Source organism: Nonomuraea sp. NPDC059023 (genome assembly GCF_042740095.1).
Lineage (GTDB): Bacteria > Actinomycetota > Actinomycetes > Streptosporangiales > Streptosporangiaceae > Nonomuraea.
On record NZ_JBHYIO010000056.1, the window covers coordinates 22,875 to 43,864 of the forward strand.

22 protein-coding genes are annotated in these 20,990 nt (G+C 71.7%); 18 read left to right on the forward strand and 4 right to left on the reverse strand.

The window, feature by feature from the left end; genetic code table 11:
- Nucleotides 1-3 precede the first annotated feature (3 nt).
- From ACFWYW_RS52870 to ACFWYW_RS52925, 12 genes are all read left to right on the forward strand, one after another.
- A complete protein-coding gene (locus tag ACFWYW_RS52870; RefSeq protein ID WP_379625373.1) occupies nt 4-2,175 on the forward strand; it encodes a thiamine pyrophosphate-dependent enzyme in 2,172 nt (723 codons plus the stop codon).
- 6 nt (nt 2,176-2,181) lie between these two features.
- A complete protein-coding gene (locus ACFWYW_RS52875) occupies nt 2,182-3,408 on the forward strand; it encodes a dihydrolipoamide acetyltransferase family protein (RefSeq protein ID WP_379625375.1) in 1,227 nt (408 codons plus the stop codon).
- Nucleotides 3,409-3,473: 65 nt separating this feature from the next.
- A complete protein-coding gene (locus tag ACFWYW_RS52880) occupies nt 3,474-3,977 on the forward strand; it encodes a flavin reductase family protein (RefSeq protein ID WP_379625377.1) in 504 nt (167 codons plus the stop codon).
- Nucleotides 3,978-4,000: 23 nt separating this feature from the next.
- Nucleotides 4,001-5,059 carry an LLM class flavin-dependent oxidoreductase gene (locus ACFWYW_RS52885; RefSeq protein ID WP_379625379.1) on the forward strand — a complete coding sequence of 353 codons (1,059 nt, stop codon included), beginning with the start codon at nt 4,001-4,003 and terminating at the stop codon, nt 5,057-5,059.
- Nucleotides 5,060-5,072: 13 nt separating this feature from the next.
- Entirely contained in the window at nt 5,073-5,582 is a 510-nt protein-coding gene (locus ACFWYW_RS52890) for a DoxX family protein (protein ID WP_379625381.1), read from the forward strand.
- Nucleotides 5,579-6,424 (forward strand): ABC transporter permease, encoded by an 846-nt coding sequence (locus ACFWYW_RS52895; RefSeq protein WP_379625383.1) that lies wholly within the window; start codon nt 5,579-5,581, stop codon nt 6,422-6,424. Before ACFWYW_RS52890 ends, ACFWYW_RS52895 begins: the two co-directional genes overlap by 4 nt.
- Nucleotides 6,421-7,233 (forward strand): ABC transporter permease, encoded by an 813-nt coding sequence (locus tag ACFWYW_RS52900; RefSeq protein ID WP_379625385.1) that lies wholly within the window; start codon nt 6,421-6,423, stop codon nt 7,231-7,233. The genes ACFWYW_RS52895 and ACFWYW_RS52900 overlap by 4 nt, the downstream gene beginning before the upstream one ends.
- Nucleotides 7,230-7,988 (forward strand): ABC transporter ATP-binding protein, encoded by a 759-nt coding sequence (locus tag ACFWYW_RS52905; protein ID WP_379625387.1) that lies wholly within the window; start codon nt 7,230-7,232, stop codon nt 7,986-7,988. Before ACFWYW_RS52900 ends, ACFWYW_RS52905 begins: the two co-directional genes overlap by 4 nt.
- 10 nt (nt 7,989-7,998) lie before the next feature.
- Nucleotides 7,999-8,946 carry an ABC transporter substrate-binding protein gene (locus ACFWYW_RS52910; protein WP_379625389.1) on the forward strand — a complete coding sequence of 316 codons (948 nt, stop codon included), beginning with the start codon at nt 7,999-8,001 and terminating at the stop codon, nt 8,944-8,946.
- Between the two features lie 39 nt (nt 8,947-8,985).
- Nucleotides 8,986-9,405 carry an ester cyclase gene (locus ACFWYW_RS52915; protein ID WP_379625391.1) on the forward strand — a complete coding sequence of 140 codons (420 nt, stop codon included), beginning with the start codon at nt 8,986-8,988 and terminating at the stop codon, nt 9,403-9,405.
- Nucleotides 9,402-10,094, forward strand: a complete 693-nt coding sequence (locus ACFWYW_RS52920; protein ID WP_379625393.1) for a Crp/Fnr family transcriptional regulator — start codon at nt 9,402-9,404, stop codon at nt 10,092-10,094. The genes ACFWYW_RS52915 and ACFWYW_RS52920 overlap by 4 nt, the downstream gene beginning before the upstream one ends.
- Before the next feature lie 113 nt (nt 10,095-10,207).
- Complete coding sequence (locus ACFWYW_RS52925; protein ID WP_379625395.1) at nt 10,208-10,516, forward strand: hypothetical protein; 309 nt, start codon at nt 10,208-10,210, stop codon at nt 10,514-10,516.
- On the opposite strand, the gene ACFWYW_RS52930 is transcribed toward ACFWYW_RS52925, so the two are convergent.
- Genes ACFWYW_RS52930 through ACFWYW_RS52940 form a run of 3 tightly spaced genes read right to left on the reverse strand, consistent with a single transcriptional unit; the run spans nt 10,476 to nt 13,984 of the window.
- A complete protein-coding gene (locus ACFWYW_RS52930) occupies nt 10,476-11,036 on the reverse strand; it encodes a TetR/AcrR family transcriptional regulator (protein WP_379625397.1) in 561 nt (186 codons plus the stop codon). The two genes, ACFWYW_RS52925 and ACFWYW_RS52930, sit on opposite strands and share 41 nt — an antisense overlap.
- A gap of 9 nt (nt 11,037-11,045) precedes the next feature.
- Nucleotides 11,046-13,700, reverse strand: coding sequence for a pullulanase-type alpha-1,6-glucosidase (gene pulA, locus ACFWYW_RS52935; protein ID WP_379625399.1), 2,655 nt, complete (start codon nt 13,698-13,700; stop codon nt 11,046-11,048).
- A complete protein-coding gene (locus ACFWYW_RS52940) occupies nt 13,670-13,984 on the reverse strand; it encodes a hypothetical protein (RefSeq protein WP_379625401.1) in 315 nt (104 codons plus the stop codon). Before ACFWYW_RS52940 ends, pulA begins: the two co-directional genes overlap by 31 nt.
- A 216-nt stretch (nt 13,985-14,200) precedes the next feature.
- Here ACFWYW_RS52940 and ACFWYW_RS52945 point away from each other — a divergent pair, with 216 nt between their 5' ends.
- From ACFWYW_RS52945 to ACFWYW_RS52970, 6 genes are read left to right on the forward strand one after another with little or no spacing between them, the layout of a single operon-like run.
- Nucleotides 14,201-15,490 carry an extracellular solute-binding protein gene (locus tag ACFWYW_RS52945; RefSeq protein ID WP_379625403.1) on the forward strand — a complete coding sequence of 430 codons (1,290 nt, stop codon included), beginning with the start codon at nt 14,201-14,203 and terminating at the stop codon, nt 15,488-15,490.
- Between the two features lie 30 nt (nt 15,491-15,520).
- Complete coding sequence (locus ACFWYW_RS52950; protein ID WP_379625405.1) at nt 15,521-16,444, forward strand: carbohydrate ABC transporter permease; 924 nt, start codon at nt 15,521-15,523, stop codon at nt 16,442-16,444.
- On the forward strand, nt 16,441-17,289 hold the full coding sequence (locus ACFWYW_RS52955; RefSeq protein ID WP_379625407.1) for a sugar ABC transporter permease: 849 nt from the start codon (nt 16,441-16,443) through the stop codon (nt 17,287-17,289). Before ACFWYW_RS52950 ends, ACFWYW_RS52955 begins: the two co-directional genes overlap by 4 nt.
- Nucleotides 17,286-18,284, forward strand: coding sequence for a LacI family DNA-binding transcriptional regulator (locus tag ACFWYW_RS52960; protein WP_379625409.1), 999 nt, complete (start codon nt 17,286-17,288; stop codon nt 18,282-18,284). The genes ACFWYW_RS52955 and ACFWYW_RS52960 overlap by 4 nt, the downstream gene beginning before the upstream one ends.
- A 37-nt stretch (nt 18,285-18,321) precedes the next feature.
- On the forward strand, nt 18,322-18,660 hold the full coding sequence (locus ACFWYW_RS52965; RefSeq protein WP_379625411.1) for an ArsR/SmtB family transcription factor: 339 nt from the start codon (nt 18,322-18,324) through the stop codon (nt 18,658-18,660).
- Entirely contained in the window at nt 18,657-19,130 is a 474-nt protein-coding gene (locus ACFWYW_RS52970; protein WP_379625413.1) for an SRPBCC family protein, read from the forward strand. The genes ACFWYW_RS52965 and ACFWYW_RS52970 overlap by 4 nt, the downstream gene beginning before the upstream one ends.
- A 155-nt stretch (nt 19,131-19,285) precedes the next feature.
- Here ACFWYW_RS52970 and ACFWYW_RS52975 read toward each other — a convergent pair whose 3' ends face one another.
- The gene (locus tag ACFWYW_RS52975) at nt 19,286-20,947 is read right to left on the reverse strand and encodes a beta-N-acetylhexosaminidase (RefSeq protein ID WP_379626584.1); all 1,662 of its coding nucleotides are present in this window, start codon (nt 20,945-20,947) and stop codon (nt 19,286-19,288) included.
- Nucleotides 20,948-20,990: the final 43 nt, after the last annotated feature.

Below are 20,990 nucleotides of genomic sequence, written 5' to 3' on the forward strand. Positions count from 1 at the left end.
AACATGAGCGAACACCACAGGCTAGAACCCGTCGTCCCCTGGATCGAGGTCGTCGCCACGGAGGCCGACTGGGACGCCGCTGACCCGTCCCTGCTGACCACCATGTACGGCCAGCTCGTCCTCATCCGCGCCTTCGAGGAGCAGGTGCTGGAACTGGCCAAGGCCGGGCTGGTCCACGGCCCCGCCCACGCCAGCATCGGGCAGGAGGGCGGGGCGGTCGGCTCGGTCCTCGCCCTGGCCCCCGGCGACACGGTCAACGGCTCCCACCGGGGACACCACCAGTTCCTGGCCAAGGCGCTGTGCCACGTGGAGCCCGAGGGCCTCGACCCGCGCGTGGACCTCTCGCCGCGGGCGCGCGCCGTCCTGCTGCGCGGCCTCGCCGAGATCTGCGGGCTGGAGCGCGGCTTCAGCCACGGCAGGGGCGGCTCCATGCACCTGCAGTGGACCGAAGCCGGAGCCATCGGCACCAACGCGATCGTCGGCGGCGGGGTGCCGCTGGCCGCGGGCTCGGCGTGGGCGCACCGGCAGGCGGGTACCGACGCCGTCGCCGTCACCTACTTCGGCGACGGCGCGATCAACATCGGCTCGACGCTGGAGACGTTCAACCTGGCCGCCGCGTGGAAGCTGCCGCTGTGCTTCTTCGTCGAGAACAACCGCTACGCCGTCTCGACCGGCGTGCGGGAGGCCACCGGCGAGCCGCGGCTGTCGGCGCGCGGGCCCGGCTTCGGCATCGCCAGCTTCAAGGTGGACGGGATGGACCCGCTGGCCGTTCACCAGACCATGCGCGAGGCCCTGGCCCTGCTGCGGTCCGGCCGCGGCCCGGTCCTCATCGAAGCCGACGTCTACCGGTACTTCCACCAGAACGGCCCCTTCCCCGGCAGCGCGTTCGGCTACCGCACCAAGGAGGAGGAACGGCAGTGGCGCGCCCGCGACCCGCTCGACCAGGTCGCGCGGCACCTGGAGCGGCGCGGCCTGTTCACCCCCACTGAGCTGGACAAGGCCCGCGCCGCGGCCGCCACGCTCATGGCCGGGATCGCGGACACGCTGCTGGAGCCCGACCCGGGCGCCGCCGGCCGCCAAGGGACGGCGGTGCGGCGGATCAAGCCCGCCGAGTGGCCGCGGCCGTCGTTCGCCGACGTGGGCGTCAGGGGCGACCTGAGCGAGTTCGGCGACGCCCGGTTCACCTTCGAGGGCACGCTGGCCGGGCAGAAGTTCATCGACGCGGTGGCCGCCGTCATGGCCCGGCGCATGGAGACCGACCCCGGCGTGGTGGTGCTGGGCGAGGACGTGCACCGCCTCGGCGGCGGCACCAACGGCGCCACCCGAGGGCTCAAGGAACGCTTCCCCGACCGCGTGCTCGGCACGCCCATCAGCGAGAACGCCTTCTCCGGCCTCGGCGGCGGCATCGCGCTCGACGGCCGCTTCCGCCCCGTGGTCGAGTTCATGTACGCCGACTTCATGTGGGTCTCCGCCGACCAGCTCTTCAACCAGATCGGCAAGGCCAGGCACATGTTCGGCGGTGCGGGCCCGGTGCCGCTCGTGCTGCGCAGCAAGGTCGCGATGGGCACCGGGTACGGCTCGCAGCACTCCATGGACCCGGCCGGGATCTTCGCCACCGCCCCCGGCTGGCGCATCGCCGCCCCCTCCACCCCCTACGACTACGTCGGCCTGATGAACAGCGCTCTGCGGTGCCAGGACCCCGTCCTCGTGCTGGAACACGTGGACCTCTACGGCGCCGTCGGCGACGGGCCCGTGGGCGACCTCGACTACTGCCTGCCCGTCGGCAGCGCCGCCGTCCGCCGTACCGGCGACGCCGTCACCGTGCTCACCTACCTCGCGATGACCCCCCTGGTGCTGGAGGTGGCCGGCGAGGCGGACGCGGAGGTGATCGACCTGCGCTGGCTGGACCGGGCCAGCCTCGACTGGGACACCGTCGGGGCCAGCGTCCGCAAGACCGGCGCGGTGCTGATCGCCGAACAGGGGGCGCTCGGCACCTCCTACGGCGGCTGGCTGGCCGATGAGATCCAGCGGCGCTATTTCGACTGGCTCGACCAGCCCGTGCGGCGGGTGACCGGAGGAGAAGCCTCGCCCAGCATCAGCAAGGTGCTCGAACGCGCCGCCATCGCCGGAGCCGCCGAGGTGTCCGCGGCGCTGGCCGAGATGACGAGGAGCTGACAAGCCATGGCCAGAGTCCTGCGCATGCCCGAGGTGGCGGCGGGCGCGATCCAGGCGATCCTGCGGGGGTGGGCGGTCGCGGCCGGCGCCCCGTTCGGGAAGGGGGAGGTGATCGCCACCGTCGAGACGGACAAGGCGGTGGTGGAGGTGGAGGCCGAGGAGGCGGGGGTCCTGCTGCGCACGCTGGTGCAGGACGGGGCCATGGTGGAGGTGGGGGCGCCGATCGCGGTCCTGGGCACCCCGGGCGAGCCCCCCGACACACTGGTCCCGGAGGCCCTGGCGGTCCCGGAGGCCCTGGCACCGGAGGTCGGCGCCCTTCCGGCCGACAAGCCCGTTGCGGGTGACTCGCCCGGCGGTCCGCACGCCTCCGGGCGGGCGTCTGCGGGCCGTACCGGAGAGCGGGTCTTCACCAGTCCGCTGGCCAGACGCCTGGCCAAGGAGGCGGGGTTGCGGGTGGAGGACATCCCCGGCTCGGGACCCAATGGCCGGGTCGTCCGCAGGGACGTGGAAGCGGCCGTGGCCGCCTCGGTGAAGGTGAAGGCCACGCGGACGCCCGTCTACATCGAGGTCCCGCACACGCCGATGCGCCGGGCCATCGCCGCCCGGCTCACCGAGAGCAAACGCACCGCCCCGCATTTCTACCTGCGCGGCACCGCCAGAGCCGACGCCCTGCTGGCGACGCGCGCCCAGCTCAACCAGGGCGGCGGCCCCCGCGTCTCGGTCAACGACCTGATCGTCAAGGCCGCCGCCCACGCCCACGTCCGGGTCCCGGCGATGAACGTCACCTGGACCGACACCGCCGTCCGCGCCCACACCCAGGTCGACATCGCCGTGGCCGTCGCCACCCCGGGCGGCCTGCTCACACCCGTCCTGCGCGCCGTCGAGCGCGCGCCCGTCTCCCTCGTGGCCGGCACCCTGCGCGAGTACGGCGAGCGCGCCCGCGCCGGCCGCCTGCGCCAGGACGAGCTGGAGGGCGGCACGCTCACGGTCACCAACCTCGGCATGCACGGACCGGAGGAGTTCACCGCGATCGTCAACCCGCCGCAGGCCGCGATCCTGGCCGTCGGCGCGGCCAGGCAGGCGCCGGTGGTCCGGGACGGGGCGGTCGTGGCGGCCACGGTCCTGACGGTGACGCTGTCGGTGGACCACCGTCCGGTGGACGGCGTGGTGGCCGCCGAGTGGCTGCGCGTCTTCCTGTCGCTGCTGGAAAATCCGCTCGCGATCCTGGCCTGACCAGCGGTTGTTGCATGTTCCACATCCGCTGGCCCGCGTCGCCGCAGGTCACGCAGGATGGCCGCATGAGCCTCACCGACGACGCCGCGGCGGTGCCCGCGCAGCTGTTCAAGACCCTGGCGGGCTCGCTGCCGACCGGGGTCACGGTGGTGACGAGCCTTGCAGGACCCGGGCGCCCGGCGGGCCTGACGTCGGGGGCGGTCTGCGCGCTGTCGGCCGACCCGCCGCTGATGCTCGTGTGCATCGGCCGCGGCTCGCGCACGCTGACGGCGATCGAACGGTCCGGCGCCTTCTGCGTGAACGTCCTCGACGCCGGCTCGGCCTCGCTGTCGGAGCGTTTCGCCGGCGGCGGGGACGGCAAGTTCGACGGCATCGCCTGGCGGCCGGGGCGCCACGGCGTGCCGGTGCTGACCCGGGGCACCGTCGCCCACGCGATCTGCGAGGTGCTGGAGACCGTCGGCGGCGGAGACCACCTCATCGTCATCGGCCTCGTCGTCGAGGGCGCCCGCGAGCGGGAGGCCGCCCCGCTGCTCTACCACCGCCGCCGCTACGCCGGATTCCCGGCCTAGCGACCACGAAGGAGGAACCCCGGATGCGCTTCTCCATCTACCTGAACGCCCAGACCCGCGGCCCGCACGAGGACGTCGGCATCATCGAGACCCTCACCCGCCAGGCCCTTGAGGCCACCCGGGCCGGCGTCCGGGGCATCGTGCTCACCGAGCACCATTTCTCCGGCTACAACACCTATGGCGACAACTTCATGTACGCCGCCCACCTGGCCGCCATGGCACCCCGCGGCACCCGGTTCTCCCTGGCCGTGGCGGTGCCCCCGCTGCACAACCCCATGCGGCTGGCCCAGCGTTGCAACCTGCTGGACATCCTCACCGGCGGCGAGCTGATCGTGGGCTTCGCCGCCGGCGGCTCGCCGCTGGAGTACGCCGGCATGGGCCGCGACCCCTCCCAGCGCCACGCCCAGATGATGCACAACCTGGAGATCCTCGAAGCCGCCCTGGCCAAGCGACCCGGCGATCCGCCCCTGGAGTGGGAGACCGCCTTCGAGCGCGGCACCCTGCACACCCGCATCATGCCCGCCGCCCATCACCGCTCCGCCCCGGCCTTCGCCCGCGCCACCCAGAGCGACTCCGGCGCCGAGTGGACCGGCCGCAAGGGCTGGTACCTGTTCACCGCCCGGGAGAAACCGCAGCCGCTCACCACCCGCTGGCGCGTCTATGAACAGGCGCTGCGCGACGGCGGCCTCGGCGAGGAGGCCGTGCAGGACCGGCTCGACTGGAGCATGGTCCAGAAGCAGGTCTACGTGGCCGACACCGGCGAGCAGGCCGAGCGGGAGATCCGCGAGCGTCTCGTGCTCATGGCCGAACACCAGCGGCGCAGCTTCGGCATGGTCAAGGACGTGCGCGACGCCGCCCACCTCAAGAGCGTCGTCGGAGTCTCGCCGCAAAACCCCGACGAGTTCCTCGACCAGGCCATGCTCATCGGCCACCCTGGCTCGGTGTCCGAGCAGATCAGGGAGTACGAGGCGGCCGGAGTCCGGCATATGGCGCTGCTGTTCAACTACGGGTTCATGTCGCCCGAGGTCTCCGACCGGTCGCTGCGCCTGTTCCTCGACCAGGTACTTCCCGCCTTCAGCTGAACGGAGCACGGTGATGGACATCGGGTTGCTGATCCTCCGCCTGGCGGTCGGCCTGGTCATGGTCTACCACGGCACGGAGAAGCTGTTCGGCTGGTGGGGCGCCGACGGGCTGAAGGGCGCCGCCGCGTTCTTCGGCCGCATGGGCTACCGGCCGCCGCTGCTGATGGCGGCGGTGGCGGGTCTGGCCGAGACCGCCGGTGGGCTGCTGCTGGCCGCCGGGGCGCTGACCCCGCTCGCGGTGCTGATGCTGGCCGGCACGTTCGCCAACATCGTCATCCTGCACCTGCCGAACGGGCTCTCGCGCCGCCGCAACGGCTTCGAGTACGAGCTGGTGCTGCTCGCGGCCACCTGCTGCCTCGCCTTCACCGGGCCGGGCGCGCTGGCCGTGGACGCGCTGCTGGGGCTCTCGCTGGCCGGCGCCACCTGGGGCGCGGTGCTCGTGGGTGCGGGACTGCTGGCGGGGGTGATCGTCTCGGCCAGCCGTACCGGGAAGGTCTCCGCGGGACCGGCGGGGGCGCCGTGAACGCGCCCGTCACCACCACCGGCGTGCGCGCCGAGCCGCGCCGTCCCGGCGTGCGCCGCCGCACCTCCCCGCGCGGCGCGCTCGCCGCCTTCCTCAGGGGTACGGCGGGCGCCGCGCTGCTGACCCTCGCCTTCGAGGTGTTCGCCCGGCTGGAGCTGGTCGATCCGCGGCTGCTGCCGCCCGCCGGGGTGATCCTGGGCGAGGCGCTGCGGCTGCTGGTGGATCCGGCGTTCCTGGTCGAGGTGTGGGCCACGCTCGTGGCGGTGCTCGGGGGTGTGGCGCTGGCCGCGGCGATCGCGGTGCCGCTCGGCGTCCTCATCGGCTCCTACCGGCTGGTCGCGCTGGGGCTGACGCCGATCATCGACTCGCTGCGGTCGGTGCCGGGGATCGCGATCATCCCGCTGCTGGTCCTGGTCATGGGCCAGGGGCTGTCGATGAAGGTGACGATCGTGGCGTTCGTGGCGGTGTGGCCGCTGCTGTTCAACACCGTCTACGGCGTGCGCGGCGTCGACCCGGTCGCGATGGAGACCGCCCGCGCCTTCCGGGTGCCGGTGCCGCGGACCTGGTGGCGGGTCGTGCTGCCGAGCGCGCTGCCGCTCATGCTCACCGGGCTGCGGCTGGCGCTGGCCACCGGGCTGACCGTGGGCATCGCCGCCGAGATCGCGGTGGGCACGCGCGACGGGGTCGGCTACTTCATCCTGCGCGCCAGCTATGCCGGATTCCACGCCGACACCGTCTTCGCCGCGGTGACGCTCGCCGGGGTGCTCGGCTACCTGATGAACGGGATCACCGTCGCGGTGACGAACCGCCTGGTGGTCTGGGACGGAAAGGGACCCTCATGAGTGTGGCGCAGGCGCCCGCGCACGCCCCGGCCGGCAGGGGCGCGGGCGAGCCGGCGCGGGGGGCGCTCGCCCGGTTCGGTCCGGTGGTGCTGGCCGTGCTGCTCTGGCAGTGGGCCGCGGTGGCGGCCGGCTCGCCGTTCTTCCCGCCGCCGGGACGGATCGCGGGGCGGGTGGCCGAGCTGTGGTTCAGCGAGCCGCTGCTGACCGAGCGGTTCTGGCAGGACGCCGGGCCCAGCGTGCTCAGGGCGCTGACCGGCTGGCTGGCCGGGGCGGCGGCCGGGGTGGTCGTCGGGCTGGCCGCCGGTCGGTGGAAGGCCGCCGCCGGATATGTCGATCCGCCGGTCAACTTCCTGCGTTCGCTGCCCAAGCCGGCGATCGTCCCGGTGTTCCTGCTGGTCTTCGGCTCCGGCGACCTCATGCGGATCGGGCTGATCACCTTCGGCTGCGTGTGGCCGGTGCTGCTCAACACCATGCAGGGGGTGCGGTCGGTTGACCCCATGTACCTGGAGACGGCCCGCGCCTTCCACATCCCGCCCCGCACCCAGCTCCTGCGGGTGGTGATCCCGGCCGCGCTGCCGAAGATCTTCGCGGGCATGCGGGTGACGTTGTCGCTCTCGCTCATCCTCATGGTGCTGTCGGAGTGGCTGCTGGCCGACCACGGGCTCGGCCACTTCCTCATCACCGCCCAGCGCACCTTCGAGATCCTCGACGTGTGGGCGGCGATCGTCCTGCTCGGCCTGCTCGGATACCTGCTCAACGTGCTCTTCCTCGCCGCCGAGCGGCGCGTTCTAAGGAGTCGCCCCTCATGACCGCACTCCAGGTGAGCAACCTGTCCAAGACCTACGGGGAGGGGAACCCGGCGCTGCACAACCTCTCCTTCGAGGTGCGGGAGGGCGAGCTGCTGTCGATCGTCGGACCGTCGGGCTGCGGCAAGACGACGCTGCTCAAGTGCGTGGCGGGGCTGGTCCCGGCCACGCGCGGCGCGGTGCGGGTGCACGGCGAGGAGGTGAGCGGCGTACCGGAGGGCCTGGCCGTGGTCTTCCAGGACTACGGGCGCTCGCTGTTCCCGTGGATGAAGGTGGGACAGAACGTCGAGTTCCCGCTGGAGACGCTGCGGTTGCCGAAGGCCGAGCGCCAGGAGCGGGTGGAACGCTCGCTGGCCGCGGTCGGGCTGGAGGGCAAGCACGAGCGCTACCCCTGGCAGTTGTCCGGCGGCATGCAGCAGCGCGTGGCCATCGCCCGCGCGCTGGCCTACCGGCCGAAGGTGCTGCTGATGGACGAGCCGTTCGCCTCCGTCGACGCCCAGACCCGCTCGGGCCTGGAGGACCTGACCCGCCGGGTCCATCTGGAGTTCGGGATGACGATCCTGTTCGTCACCCACGACATCGACGAGTCGGTCTATCTGGCCGACCGGCTCGTCGTCCTGCGCAGGTCGCCGGGGAGCGTGCTGGCCGAGCTCGTCATCGAGCTGCCTCGCGTACGCGATCAGATCGTCACCAAGTCGCTGCCGGCGTTCGTGCGCCAGCGCAGCGTCGTGGCCCAGCACATCAAAGACGCGTCCTGAGGAGAGCCTCGTGAAACGCACCATCGTCCTCTGCGTGGCAGCCCTGCTCGTCGCCGGTTGCGGGGGCGGGCCCACGCCGGCCGGTCCCGTCTCGATCACCATCAGCAATCCGGCCAACGTCAGCAACGTTCCGCTGCACCTGGCCATGGACAAGGGCTTCTTCGCCGCCGAGGGCCTGACCGTCAAAGCCGACGTGGACCTCGGCTCGGGCAGCACCGTCGAGGCGGTCGTCGGCGGTCAGGTGGACATGGCCTGGTCCAACGTGGTGAGCGGGCTGAGCGCGTACTCCAAGGGCCTCGGCGTCAAGCTCGTCGCCCTGACCGACACCGCGGTCACCGGGTCGCAGCAGGTGCTCGTGGGCAAGGGCTCGCGCGCCCGGAGCCTGGCCGACCTGAAGGGGCAGAAACTGGCCGTGCTGTCGCCGAGCACGGTCTGCATCCTCAACGTGCGCTCGGAGCTCAAGGCGAAGGGGCTGCCCGCGGACACGATCGCGTTCACGCCGGTGGCGCCGCCGGAGCACGCGAACGTGCTGGAGTCCGGAGAGGTGGCCGCGACCTGCACGAGCGACCCGTTCAGGACGCTCATGATCGACCAGCTCGGGGCCAGGCCGGTCTACGACACCTCCTCCGGGGAACTGGAGGGCTACGCGGTGGGCGGCTACCTGGTCTCGGAGAAGTACGCCGCGGCCAACGGCAGGGCGCTGGCCGGGTTCCAGCGGGCGCTGCTCAAGGCGACCGCCTACGCCAACGCCCATCCGGCGGAGGTGAAGGCGGCGCTGCCGAAGTTCACCACGATCGACGCGGCGGTGGCGAACAAGGTCGTCATCAACAGGTACCTGGAGACGGCGGACGTCGCCACGCTGCGCCCGCAGGTGCAGCGCATCGCCGACGCCATGCGCACCTACGGCCTGGCCGAAAAGCCCATCGACGTGTCCGGATATTTCCTGACCAGCCCGTGAGAGGCTGGATTCAGGTGAGCCCGTGAGAGGAGCACGCTGTTGCTGGCAGAGCCCGCCGCGCAGGCCCACACCGAGGAAGAGCTGCGCAACCTGGAGGTCGTCCGCGCCCTGCGCCACGCCACCGTGGCGGGCCGGCAGGCCTACATGGCGCCCGGCGCCCGGATCCACCGGCGGGGCATGGCCCATCTGGCCGCGCGCTCCGGCGCCTCCTACGCGCCGGAGGGCCTGCCCGACCGGGCCGACGAGATTCACGCGATGATCGCCAAGGGGGACCGGGTGTGGGCGGTGTGGACCATCCACGCCACCCACGGCGGCCCGCTGTTCGGCCATGAGCCGACAGGTCGGCCGGTGGAGGTGCTGGAGGTCGGCATCTGGCGCCTGGCCGGAGGCAAGGTGGTGGAAGCCTGGTTCCTGGCCGACGAGTACGCACTCGCCGAGACCTTCGGACTGCTGCCATGACCGGCGGGATCCCGCTGCTGGACGGGCTGGCGGAGGAGGTGGTGGCCGATTTCCTGTCGCTGGCCGCGCGGGCCGTCTTCCCGCGCGGCGCCCGGCTGTTCACCGAGGGGGAGCCGGGTGACTGCGTCCTGGTCCTGCTGAGCGGCAAGGTGAAGGCGACCAGGCCGAGCCCGGAGGGCGGCGAGATCCTGCTGACCATGGCCGGGCCGGGGGAACTCCTGGGCGAGCTGTGCCTGTTCGACACGGCCCCGCGCCAGGCCACGGCCACCGCCGTCCAGGACACGACCGCCTACCGCGCTCCGGTCAAGGAGATGTCGGACTGGGTCGACCGGCATCCCGAGGCGGCCCGCCGGGTCATGTGCCTGCTGGCCGCGCGCATCCGGCGCATGAACGACCGCATCGAGGACGCCGCGGGCGTGGACGTGGCCACCCGGGTGGCCAGGGTGCTGGTGGAGCAGGGGGCCCGTTTCGCCCGCCGTACCAGTGTGGGGCTGCGCCTGACGCTGGACCTCAGCCAGGACGACCTCGCCCACCACGTACGGGCCTCGCGCGAGCGGGTGAACCAGATCCTCGGCGACTTCACCCGCCGGGGCTGGATCACCAGGGACGGCGGTGACCTTCTCATCCTCGACGCCCGCCAGCTCACCCGCCGCGCCCGCCACCGCTCCCGCCGCCCGTCGCTGCCGTAGGGGGGCCGCGTGTGACGGGGCTCACGGGCGATCGCCGCCCGCCGCCCTCTCCGGTGTAGTAGACATGAGACAGCTAGATCCATTCGTCTCAGCGTCTCGGTTGAGGAGGGTCGATGCAGACCCGGCGAGAGGAACTCCAGGCCGTCCTGGCGAGGGTCAGGGCGAGCGGCGATCCGGCGGTTCCCGAGGACGTGCTGAGCGATCTGGCGCGGCGGTGGTACGCCGCGCTCGGGGCCCGCATGGACACGCTCCTGGAGGACGGAGCCCCGCCCGACGTCGTCCGGCGGGCCTACGACGAGCAGGCGCGGGCCGACCCCACGTGGCGCTGGGTGCTCGACGCCCACCGCGACCATCCGGCCGTGGCGCGGACCGAGGAATGGTTCATGCGGGTGACGCTGGGCGGCCAATCGCTGCCCATATGAACCGGGCGATCTCCGCGCTGCCGCCGAGCGAGGTGGTCGGGTGGGCGATCAGGCTGAGGATCACCCGGGTGGTGAACTCCACGGCCTGCTCGGGTGTGACCCGCAGCAGGTGGGCGTTCGGACCGGCGGCCAGGAACGGCGCCATCCCCTCGGTCAGGAACGTGATGAACGCCGTGTGCCCCGGCCGCTCGATGAGCATCGTGAACAGTTCCTCCGGCTCCTCCATGAGCATGCGCTGCAGCACGTCGTGGTTGCCGGTGAACTCCAGCGCGAACTCCACCGAGCGCGCGATCTGCTCCTGGGGCGGCTCCTCGGAGGCGAAGATCTCCTCGATCTGCTCGATGAACCTGGCCCCCTCGTGGCGTACCACGAGTTCGCCCATCCGGTCCTTGGAGCCGAACGCGCGGTAGACGGTGGCCCGCGAGACCCCGGCTTTGGCGGCCACGTCGCTCAGGGAGGTCTTGCGGTAGCCGTAGGTGGCGATGCATTCCAGCGCCGCCTGAATGAGCCGGTGGTCCACAGGCGGATTCTAGGGGGCGCTCACGAAGACCGCGGCGGTCCGGCCCGGTACGGCGAGCGTGCCGGTGGCGGCGTCGAAGCGGGACCGCCCGGCCACCGGGTCGGCCTGCTCCGGGTGGAGCGTGGTCGCGGTGCCCATCAGCTCCGGCACGGTCACGCCGCGCGTCTCGGGGGTGGCGTTGAAGACGACGGTGATCGCGGTCCAGCGCGGATCCAGGCCGGTGCCGTCCAGCCGCATGGCGATCACGCCGGGCGGCGCGGCCGGGAACGAGACCCGCTCGCGCGCCCGCGCGCCCAGCGCGAACAGCGGGGAGGAGCCCCGGATGCGCAGGAACTCCCCGAACCGCTCGCGCGCCGCGGAGATGGCCGCGCAGTCCGGCCGCAGTGCCGGATCGGCCAGCAGCGGCCGCGCGTAGGGCCATCTGACCTCGTTGTCCGCCTTCGGCGGCAGCCCAGCGCCGAACCCGTTGCCCCGCGCGCAGTCCCAGTGCAGGCGGTTGAACCAGTCGCCGGAGTCGTAGGAGTTGCGGTCCAGCGACTTCGAGCGCAGCCGCTCGCTGCCGGCGTGCACGAACGCGGTCCCCTGCCCCAGCAACGCCGTGGCCAGCGACAGCGCCTGCATCCGCACCCGCGCCGCCATGTCCGTGGCGGGCGGGAGCTTGTAGGCGAGTGCGTCGTAGAGCGTCTCGTTGTCATGCGCATCCACATAAGTCACGACATCGGAGGGGTGGGCGGCATATCCGGCTTTGTGGCCGTTGTAGAGCACGTCCGCGCCGGTACGCCCGTCGGGCAGCACGTAGTCGCGCAGGTTGCCGGTCAGCCCGAGCATGATGAGGTCCCGGTAGTGGGCGAGGCGCGCCGCCGCGTCCCCGTTGGCCGGGCCGCCGTTGAGATCGCCGGCCAGGCCGGAGCCGAAACCCTGCACGCGCGGGTCGGCGTCGAACGGCCCGCCGCCCCGCACCCCGTCACGCAGCCGGTCGTTGAAGGTGGCGATCCCGGTCCCGGCCAGGTTGGCCTGCGTGGCCTGCTCGAAGCGGGCGTCGTCGGCCACTTCCCCGAAGTTCCAGCCCTCGCCGTACAGCAGGATGTCCTTGCCGTTCACGCCGTCCTTGGCGGGCGTCAGGGCGTCCAGGGCCCGGCGCACGGCCAGGATGTTGGCCTTCGGGTGGTGTCCCATGAGGTCGAAGCGGAAGCCGTCCACCTTGTAGTCGCGGGCCCAGGTGACGACCGAGTCGACCACGAGCCGCCCCATCATGGCGTGCTCGGGCGCGGTGTTCGGGCAGCACGTGGAGGTGGCGACGGTGCCGTCGGGCAGAAGCCGGTGGTAGTAGCCGGGCACGATCGTGTCCAGCACGTCCGTGGAGTGGGTGTGGTTGTAGACGACGTCCATGACCACGCGCAGCCCCGACCGGTTGAGCCCGGCCACCATCGAGCGGAACTCGCGGGTACGCGCGTCGGGGTCGGTGGCGTACGAGCCCTCGGGCACGGTGTAGTGCAGCGGGTCGTAGCCCCAGTTGAAGCCGTCCTTGGCCGCGGTCTTGGCGACGCACTCCTGCTGCAGCGGCGAGTCCGGTGGCAGCGCGGCCAGGTCGCAGGGCGGCTCGCTCCGGTCGGCGCGGCGCTCCGGCACGGTGGCCAGGTCGAAGACGGGCAGCAGGTGCACGTGCGTGAGGCCGTCGCGGGCCAGGTCGCGCAGCGCCCGCATGCCCGCGCCGTCGCCGGTGAACGCCCGGTAGGTGCCGCGCAGGTCCTGCGGGACGGTGGCGTCGGCGGCCGAGAAGTCGCGTACGTGAAGCTCGTAGACGGTCTTGGCGGGTCTGGGCGGGGGTTTGGCGAGGTCCGTCCAGCCGGGCGGGCGCTGCGCGTCCAGGTCGGCGAGCCTGCTGCGCACGCCGTCGGCGGCCACCGCCAGGCTGTAGGGGTCGGTGACCTCGTTGGTGACGACGCCGCCGTGCGCGGGGGAGTGGACGGTGACGAGGTAGGTGTAGTCGCGCCCGCGCCAGGACCGGGGGACGCGCACGGACCACACGCCGGTCTTCGCCTCCCTCCGCATGGCGTGTTCCGTGTACGTCTGCGAGTCGCCGTCGTACAGGGCCAGCCGTACCCGCTGGGCGGTCGGGGCCCACAGGGCGAGGCGGTCGCCGGTGTAGCCGAGCGGCTCGTCGGTGGCGTACAGGTCGTCGAGCACGCCGGGGAGCTGGACGCCGGTCGCGGTCAGCAGCCGGCCGTCCGCGTCGCGCTCGACCGCCGCCACCTGGCCACGCAGGGCCTCGGGCACCAGGGCGGCGTCGCGCGGGTCCACGGTGTACGCGGGCAGCGCCTTGAGATGCGGCCACCTGGCCTTCTGCGCGTCGGTGAGCGTGCCGGGCAGCAGCCGGATGAGCCGCTTGACCGTGCCGGTCGTCGACTCGATCGCCTTGACGGTGTCGTCGCCGGTCTGGTCGTCGCCGGGCCGCCAGACGACGGTGTCGCGGGCGATCCAGTGGGCCCGCAGCTTCTTCAGGTCCACGTCCGCGCCGCCCGCCCGCTGCGGCAGAACGTCCCCGTCGGCACCGGACAGCTTCCATACCTCGTCGCCGTCCAGGCGCTGGTCGGCGGGCTGGTCCTTCTCCTCGCCCTTGTGCACGATGTGACTCAGTCCCTTCGCGCCGTCGGCCGGCGGCACCCTCCAGTAGACACCGAAGGCGTCGCGACCGGACGCAGGCAGCGGGGCGTTCCACGCTCGGTCATGGCGAAGGAGAAGCGCTCGCGTGACAGCTCGTTCCGCGCGGCGTCCCCGGCCGGCGACTCGTCTCCCGGTTGCGCCCGGTCGCTCGGCGGGGTCGTCACGGGCCCGCCGGCCGGCGCCGCCGTACCTCTGCCTGCGATACCTCTGCCCGCCGGTACGGCGAGCGGCGCGGCGGCCGGGGCGAGGGCGGTGAGCGTGCGTAGGGCGGGGCGGGAGCTCACAGGCACTCCAGGAGAAAGGGAGGACGTTGCCCGGAACGTACGCGTTGGCGGAGGGCCTTGCAATGCCTTGCAGGGGATTGCAGCAAAAGCGCCGAAGATCGGGGCCTCAGATGTAACAAGTTTGCAGACCTTGCAGAAAGTTCTTCCGAAATTGGTCATGCGAGCGTAACGTCCCGGTTGCTTGACCCCGGTTTCGAGTACTTGAGGAGATGGACCATGCGGCGAGCCTTCCCTGCTGCGGCGGTCGTGGCGGCCCTTGCGCTGGCGGTTTCCGCCTGTGGTGGTGGTGAGAGCGCGGCTCCCGCCCCGGCGCAGTCGGCCGCCGACCCGTCGAAGATCAGCGGCGAGATCATCTGGTGGGACACCACCAGGCCCGACAGCGAAGGGCCGGTCTTCCAGGAGCTGATCAAGGAGTTCGAGGGCAAGTACCCGGCCATCAAGGTCAAGTACGTCAACGTGCCCTTCGACCAGGCGCAGAACCAGTTCCAGACCGCCGCCCAGGCGGGCACCGGCGCGCCCGACGTGATCCGCGCCGAGGTGGCCTGGACGTCGCAGTTCGCCTCGCTGGGTTACCTGCAGCCGCTCGACGGATCTCGGGCGATCGACAACGAGGCGGACTTCCTCCCCGGACCCCTCAGTAGCACGAAATATCAGGACAAGACGTATGCGGTGCCCCAGGTCACCGACACCCTCGCCCTGCTCTACAACAAGAAGCTCCTGGAGAAGGCCGGCCACACCGAGCCGCCCAAGAACGTCACCGAGCTCAAGCAGTTCGCCCTCGACGTCAAGTCCAAGGCCGGCGTCACCGGCCTGGCGCTCAACGTCGACGCCTACTTCCTGCTCCCCTTCATGTACGGCGAGGGCGGCGACACCCTCGACGTGGCCGCCAAGAAGATCGTGGTCAACTCCCCGGCCAACGTGAAGGCCATGCGGACCATCTCCGACCTGGTGACCTCGGGGGCCGCCGCGAAGCCCGCCGTACAGGACAGCTACGTCAACGCCATGACCGCCTTCAAGGACGGCAAGGCCGCGATGATCTACAACGGCCCGTGGGCGCTGTCGGAGATCTACCAGGGCGCGGAGTTCAAGGACAAGGCGAACCTGGGCATCGCGCCGGTCCCCGCGGGCAGCGTCAAGGCCGGTTCCCCGACCGGCGGCCACAACCTGGCGATCTACGCCGGGTCCAAGAACATCCCGGCCAGCTCCGAGTTCGTCAGGTTCATGACCTCCAAGGAGAGCCTGGCCAAGATGTCCGGCAAGCTCGGCCTGCTGCCGCCGCGTACCTCGGCCTTCACCGACCCGGCGGTCACCGCGAACAAGGACGTCACCGTGTTCAAGCCGGTGCTCGACTCGGCCGTGCCGCGGCCGTGGATCCCCGAGGGCGGCCAGCTGTTCCAGCCGCTGCTCGAGGGCTACCAGGCGCTGGTCGGCGGCAAGGAGACGCCCGAGCAGATGGTGAAGACGGTCGACGAGAAGTACCGCGGCATCTTCAAGGACTGGAGCTGACCGGTGCCGGACTCGGGCACATCTGAGCGCGTGCCGGCAGGGCGGCGGGCCTGGCTGCGCCACTGGTACGCCTGGGCGATGGTGGCCCCCGTGCTCATCGTCATGGCGGTGCTGATCGGCTGGCCGCTGGCCCGCGGCGTCTACCTGTCGCTCACCGACGCCACCGAGGCCAACGTCGGCCGGACGATCGGGGTCAACGTCATCCCGTCCCGCTACGAGTTCGTGGGACTGGACAACTACCTGGACATCCTCGGCAGCGGGCTGTTCTGGGCCAAGCTCGGCTGGACGGTCACCTGGACCGTGGCCTGCGTGGCCCTGCACTACGGGCTGGGGCTCGGGCTGGCCGTACTCCTGCACCGCAAGCTGCGCTTCCGCTCGGTCTACCGGGTGCTGCTGATCCTGCCGTGGGCGATCCCCGCGTTCGTGGCCGCGTTCATCTGGCGCTACCTCTACAACAGCGACTACGGCGTCATCAACGCGATGCTGGAGGCGGCCGGGATCGGCGCGGTGGGCTGGCTGAACGACCCGTTCACCGCCAGGATCGCGGTGATCGCGGTCAACGTGTGGCTCGGCGTGCCGTTCATGATGGTCGCCATGCTCGGCGGGCTGCAGTCGATCCCCAAGGAGCTGTACGAGGCGGCCGAGGTGGACGGCGCCTCGCCGTGGCAGCGGTTCACCAACATCACGCTGCCGTCGCTGCGGGCCGTCTCCAGCACGGTGATCCTGCTCGGCACGATCTGGACGTTCAACATGTTCCCCGTCATCTTCCTCGTCACCGGCGGCGGACCGGGCAGCGAGACGGAGATCCTGGTGACCTACGCCTTCCGCGAGGCCTTCACCGGCGTCAGGAACTACTCCGGCTCGGCCACCTGGGGCGTCATCATCCTGCTGCTGCTCGTGCTCATGGCGTTCGGCTACCGGCGGGCACTGCGCAAGACCGGGGAGGTGTGGTGAAAAAGCAGCATAAGAGGGGCGAGAGAGGCCCGCTGGCGTCGATCGCCTTGCACGCGACGCTGATCGTCGCCTCGCTGATCTCGATCTTCCCGGTCGTGTGGCTGATCCTGACCTCGCTCAAGCCGCGCGACGGCTGGCTCTCGACCGAGCTGGAGCTGTTCAACAGCCCCTCGCTCGGCAACTACGGCCGGGTGCTGTCGGAGACCGCGTTCCCGACGTGGCTGCTCAACTCGGTGCTCGTCGCCGGGCTGACCATGCTGCTCGGCGTGTTCCTGGCCGCGACCACCGGGTACGCCATCAGCCGCTTCCGCTTCCCCGGCTACCGGGGCGTCATGTGGCTGCTGCTGATCACCCAGATGTTCCCGGTGGCGATCCTCATCGTGCCCCTGTACAACCTGATGGCCTCGCTCAAGCTACTCAACCAGCTTCCCGGGCTGGTCATCGCGTACATGACGGTGGCGGTGCCGTTCTGCGCCTGGATGATGAAGAGCTACTTCGACACCATCCCGCAGGAGATCGACCAGGCCGGGATGGTCGACGGGCTCAGCCCGTTCGGCGCGTTCTGGCGGGTGGTGCTGCCTCTGGCCCGCCCCGGCCTGGCCGTCACCGCTTTCTACTGCTTCATGACCGCCTGGGGCGAGGTCGCCTACGCGACCGTGTTCATGTCACAGGAGGAGAAGCGCACGCTCGGTGTCGGCCTCCAGCAGTTCGTCGGGCAGCACTGGTCGGACTGGGGGCTGCTCACCGCGGCCGCCGCGCTCATCGCGATCCCGGCCGCGGCGGTCTTCCTGCTGGTCCAGCGCCACCTGGTGACGGGGCTGACCGCGGGCGCCACGAAGCTGTGAGGCTCGCCGACATCGCCGCCCAGGCCGAGGTGAGCGAGGCCACGGTGAGCAGAGTGCTCAACGGCCGGCCGGGCGTCTCGCCCGCGACCCGGCAGGCCGTCCTCGCCGCGCTCGACGTGCTGGGGTACGAGCGTTCGCCCCGCCTGCGCCGGCGCAGCGCCGGACTGGTCGGGCTGGTGACGCCCGAACTGGAGAACCCGATCTTCCCTGCGTTCGCCCAGGCCTTCGAGCGCGCCCTGGTCCAGCACGGCTACACGCCGCTGCTGTGCACCCAGACACCCGGCGGCGCGGCCGAGGACGAGTTCACCGAACTGCTGGTCGAGCGCGGGGTGAGCGGCATCGTCTTCCTGTCCGGCCTGCACGCCGACACCGCCGCGCGCTCCGACCGCTATGTGCAGCTGATCGGCCAGGGCGTGCCGATCGTGCTGCTGAACGGCTACGCGGCCGACGTGCCGGCGCCCTTCATCTCCCCCGATGACCGGCTGGCGGCGCGGCTGGCCGTACAGCATCTCGTGGACCTCGGGCACGCGCGCATCGGCCTGGCGGCGGGGCCTGCCCGGTTCGTCCCGGTGATCAGGAAGATCGAGGGCTACCGGGAGGCCGTGGGCGGTCCCGGCCTGGTGGCCCATTCGCTGTTCTCGGTGGAGGGCGGTCAGGCCGCCGCCGCCCAGCTCCTCGACCAGGACTGCACGGGCATCGTGTGCGCCAGCGACCTCATGGCGCTCGGCGCGATCCGCGCCTGCCGCGAGCGCGGCCTTTCGGTGCCGGGCGACGTCTCGGTGGTCGGTTACGACGACTCGCCGCTGATCGCGTTCACCGACCCGCCGCTCACGACGGTCCGGCAGCCGATCAGGGCTATGGTGACGGCGGCGGTGCAGACGTTGATGGAGGCGTTCGGCGGCGCGCCGCCGCGGCACTCCGAGCTGGTCTTCCAGCCGGAGCTGATCGTGCGCGGCTCGACCGGCTCGGGTCCGCAGGTGGTCAGATCCTCTTGACATACGGCATGCGCACGTCATATAAAACCGTCTAGTTATGGAACTGGACAGTTATGAACATCTGGACGCCACGTTCGCCGCGCTGGCCGATCCGACCCGCCGGGCCATCCTGGCCAGGTTGCGCGCGGGGGAGGCGACCGTCGGCGAACTGGCGGAGCCGTTCGCGATGAGCCAGCCCGCGATCTCCAAGCATCTGAAGGTGCTGGAGCGGGCCGGGCTCATCTCGCGCGGGCGCGACGCCCAGCGCCGTCCCTGCCGGTTGGAGGCCCGCCCGCTCAAGGAGGCCACCGACTGGCTGGAGAACTACCGGGACTTCTGGCAGGAGAGCTACGCGCGGCTGGACGCGTTGCTGGACGAGCTGAAGGAGCGGCCGTGACGCTCACCGTCGAGGCGCTCGGCGAGACCGAGATCATCATGATCCGCCCGTTCGACGCGCCGCGGCGCCTGCTGTGGGCGGCGCTGACCGATCCCGCGCTGGTGCCGCGGTGGATGGGGGCGCAGGGGTGGCAGATCGTGCGGTGCGAGATCGACCTGCGGGTGGGCGGCGCGTGGCGGTTCGTGTCGGCCGGGCCCGGTGGGGCGGAGATGGCGCATGGCGGGATTTATCGGGAGATCGTGGCTGAGTCGCGGCTGGTGTTCACCGAGTCGTACGACGACCAGTGGGTGGAGGGGGAGTCGCTGGCCACGCAGACCCTGGACGAGCATGGCGGGCGGACCACGTTGACCACGACGATCACGTACTCGTCGCGGGAGGTGCGGGATGTGGCGCTCCGGTCACCCATGGAACGCGGGGTGGGCGAGGGCTACCGCCGCCTGGACGCGGTCCTGGCCGGCCTGAAGCCCTGACCCACTGCTCTTTTGCCTTGGCCACCTGGCCGGTCCACGGGGCGGGCGTTACGGCGGCCCGCCCCGCGCGGCCTGCCTGCCGTTTTCCTGGAGTGCCCCCAGCCCCGTGCGCGGGGTGGGGGCGGGGCGGCTGGGCCGTAACTTATGGGAGAGGTTTAGGAGGGACGGTCGACGGCGGAGACGTGCACGTCGGTGGGGGGAAGCTGGGCGCGCCAGGCCAGCCAGTTCTCGCGGGTGCGGTGCGGGTCGTTGGTCTCGCGGGTGCGGCGGCCGGTGCCGCCGGTCTGCCACGGGCGCGGGCCGTCGAGCGGGCGGTACTCGCAGCCCGCGGCCTCCAGCCGGGCCAGGTGGGCCTCGCTCAGGCGGCGGGTCAGGTCGGCGAAGTCGGCGGGGCGGCCGGACCACACGGCCTCGGCGATCGCGCACGCCCTCGGGAAGGTCATGTAGTCGAGGTGGCGGTCGTCCGGGATGTACTCGCGCCACACCTGGAACTGCCCGCCCAGCACGCGCCCGCGCTCCTCCTCCGACCAGGCGCCGGGCAGGACCTCGAACGTCGCCGCGTCCTCCAGCGTGATCGGGCCGCCGATGGACAGCGGCTCACTGGGCAGCGTGGACTGGTCGTAGTCGAAGTAGGTGGGGTAGGTGGGGGCGCGGACCACGTCGTACCCGGCCGCGGCGGCCTGGCGGGCGATCGCGTCGCCGCGCCAGCACATGACGATCGAGTCCGCGCGCACGCCGCCGCTCTGGAAGCCCTCGTCCCAGACGATCATGCGCTTGCCCCGCGTGGCCAGGTGTTCGGCGATCTCGCGCAGGAACCAGCCGTGCATCTCGCGTGCCCGCGTGACGCCGAGCGCGGCCATGTGCGCGGACACCTCGGGGTCGAGCGGCCAGTCCTCGGTCGGGCACTCGTCGCCGCCGAGGTGCACGTACGGGGTGTCGACGGCCTCCAGCACCTCGTCCAGAAGCTCGCACACCAGCGTGACGGCCGCGGGGATCGGCTTGAGCACCCCGGCCGAGACGCCCCAGCCGCCGAGCACCTCGCGGCTGCCGGTGCCCAGTTCGGGGAAGGCGGCCAGCAGGGCGGAGGCGTGGCCGGGCAGGTCCAGTTCCGGCACGACGGTGATGCCGCGCTCCGCCGCGTAGGCGGAGATCTCGGCGAGGTCGTCGAGGGTGTAGTAGCCGCCGTGCGGGGTGCCGTCGTAGTCGTTGGAGTGGCGCCGGTGGCCGATGAGCGTGTCGGGCCGGTGCGTGGACCTGCGGTTGATCGCCGGGTGCCGGCGGCTCTCGACCCGCCAGCCCTGGTCGTCGGTGAGGTGGAGGTGGAGGCGGTTCATGCGGTGCATGGCGAGGAGGTCGACGTACTTGAGCACCGCCCCCTTAGTCATGAAATGTCGTGACACGTCGAGCATCCCGCCGCGCCAGCCGACCGCGGGCGCGTCCTCGATCTCGCCGCACGGCGCCTCCCACCGTCCCGGCAGCGCCGCCGCCCGCCACGCGTCCGCCGTGAGCAGTTGCTTCAGCGCCTGTACGGCATGCCGTACGCCGGCCAGGTCCGTCGCCGTGATCGCGATGCCGTCGCCGGAGACGCGCAGCCGGTAGCCCTCGGCCTGCCCGCCGTCCTCGATCCGGACCGAGAGCACCCCCTCGGGTGCGGAGCCCGGTGCGAGGGGCAGGTTCAGGGGGTGCAGGAGGCGCCGTACCAGGTGGGCGACCTCGGGTTCCGCGTGCAGAAGCGTGCCCGCGTCGAGCGTGAACGAGCCGGGCCGGGCCGCGGCGTGCCGGGGAGCAGGGACGAGGAGTGCGTATCGATCGCTCATGCCAGCAAATTAACAGGATGGTATCCAGAAAGAAAGGCTATGT

Bases quoted from the DNA above. Each gene is read 5' to 3' on its own strand.
- ACFWYW_RS52885 (WP_379625379.1), top strand. From the start codon at position 4,001: ATGCGCTTCTCCATCTACCTGAACGCCCAGACCCGCGGCCCGCACGAG.
- ACFWYW_RS52925 (WP_379625395.1), top strand. From the start codon at position 10,208: ATGCAGACCCGGCGAGAGGAACTCCAGGCCGTCCTGGCGAGGGTCAGG.
- ACFWYW_RS52880 (WP_379625377.1), top strand. From the start codon at position 3,474: ATGAGCCTCACCGACGACGCCGCGGCGGTGCCCGCGCAGCTGTTCAAG.
- ACFWYW_RS52945 (WP_379625403.1), top strand. From the start codon at position 14,201: ATGCGGCGAGCCTTCCCTGCTGCGGCGGTCGTGGCGGCCCTTGCGCTG.
- ACFWYW_RS52975 (WP_379626584.1), bottom strand. From the start codon at position 20,947: ATGAGCGATCGATACGCACTCCTCGTCCCTGCTCCCCGGCACGCCGCG.
- ACFWYW_RS52900 (WP_379625385.1), top strand. From the start codon at position 6,421: ATGAGTGTGGCGCAGGCGCCCGCGCACGCCCCGGCCGGCAGGGGCGCG.
- ACFWYW_RS52870 (WP_379625373.1), top strand. From the start codon at position 4: ATGAGCGAACACCACAGGCTAGAACCCGTCGTCCCCTGGATCGAGGTC.
- ACFWYW_RS52890 (WP_379625381.1), top strand. From the start codon at position 5,073: ATGGACATCGGGTTGCTGATCCTCCGCCTGGCGGTCGGCCTGGTCATG.
- ACFWYW_RS52920 (WP_379625393.1), top strand. From the start codon at position 9,402: ATGACCGGCGGGATCCCGCTGCTGGACGGGCTGGCGGAGGAGGTGGTG.
- ACFWYW_RS52965 (WP_379625411.1), top strand. From the start codon at position 18,322: ATGGAACTGGACAGTTATGAACATCTGGACGCCACGTTCGCCGCGCTG.
- ACFWYW_RS52905 (WP_379625387.1), top strand. From the start codon at position 7,230: ATGACCGCACTCCAGGTGAGCAACCTGTCCAAGACCTACGGGGAGGGG.
- ACFWYW_RS52875 (WP_379625375.1), top strand. From the start codon at position 2,182: ATGGCCAGAGTCCTGCGCATGCCCGAGGTGGCGGCGGGCGCGATCCAG.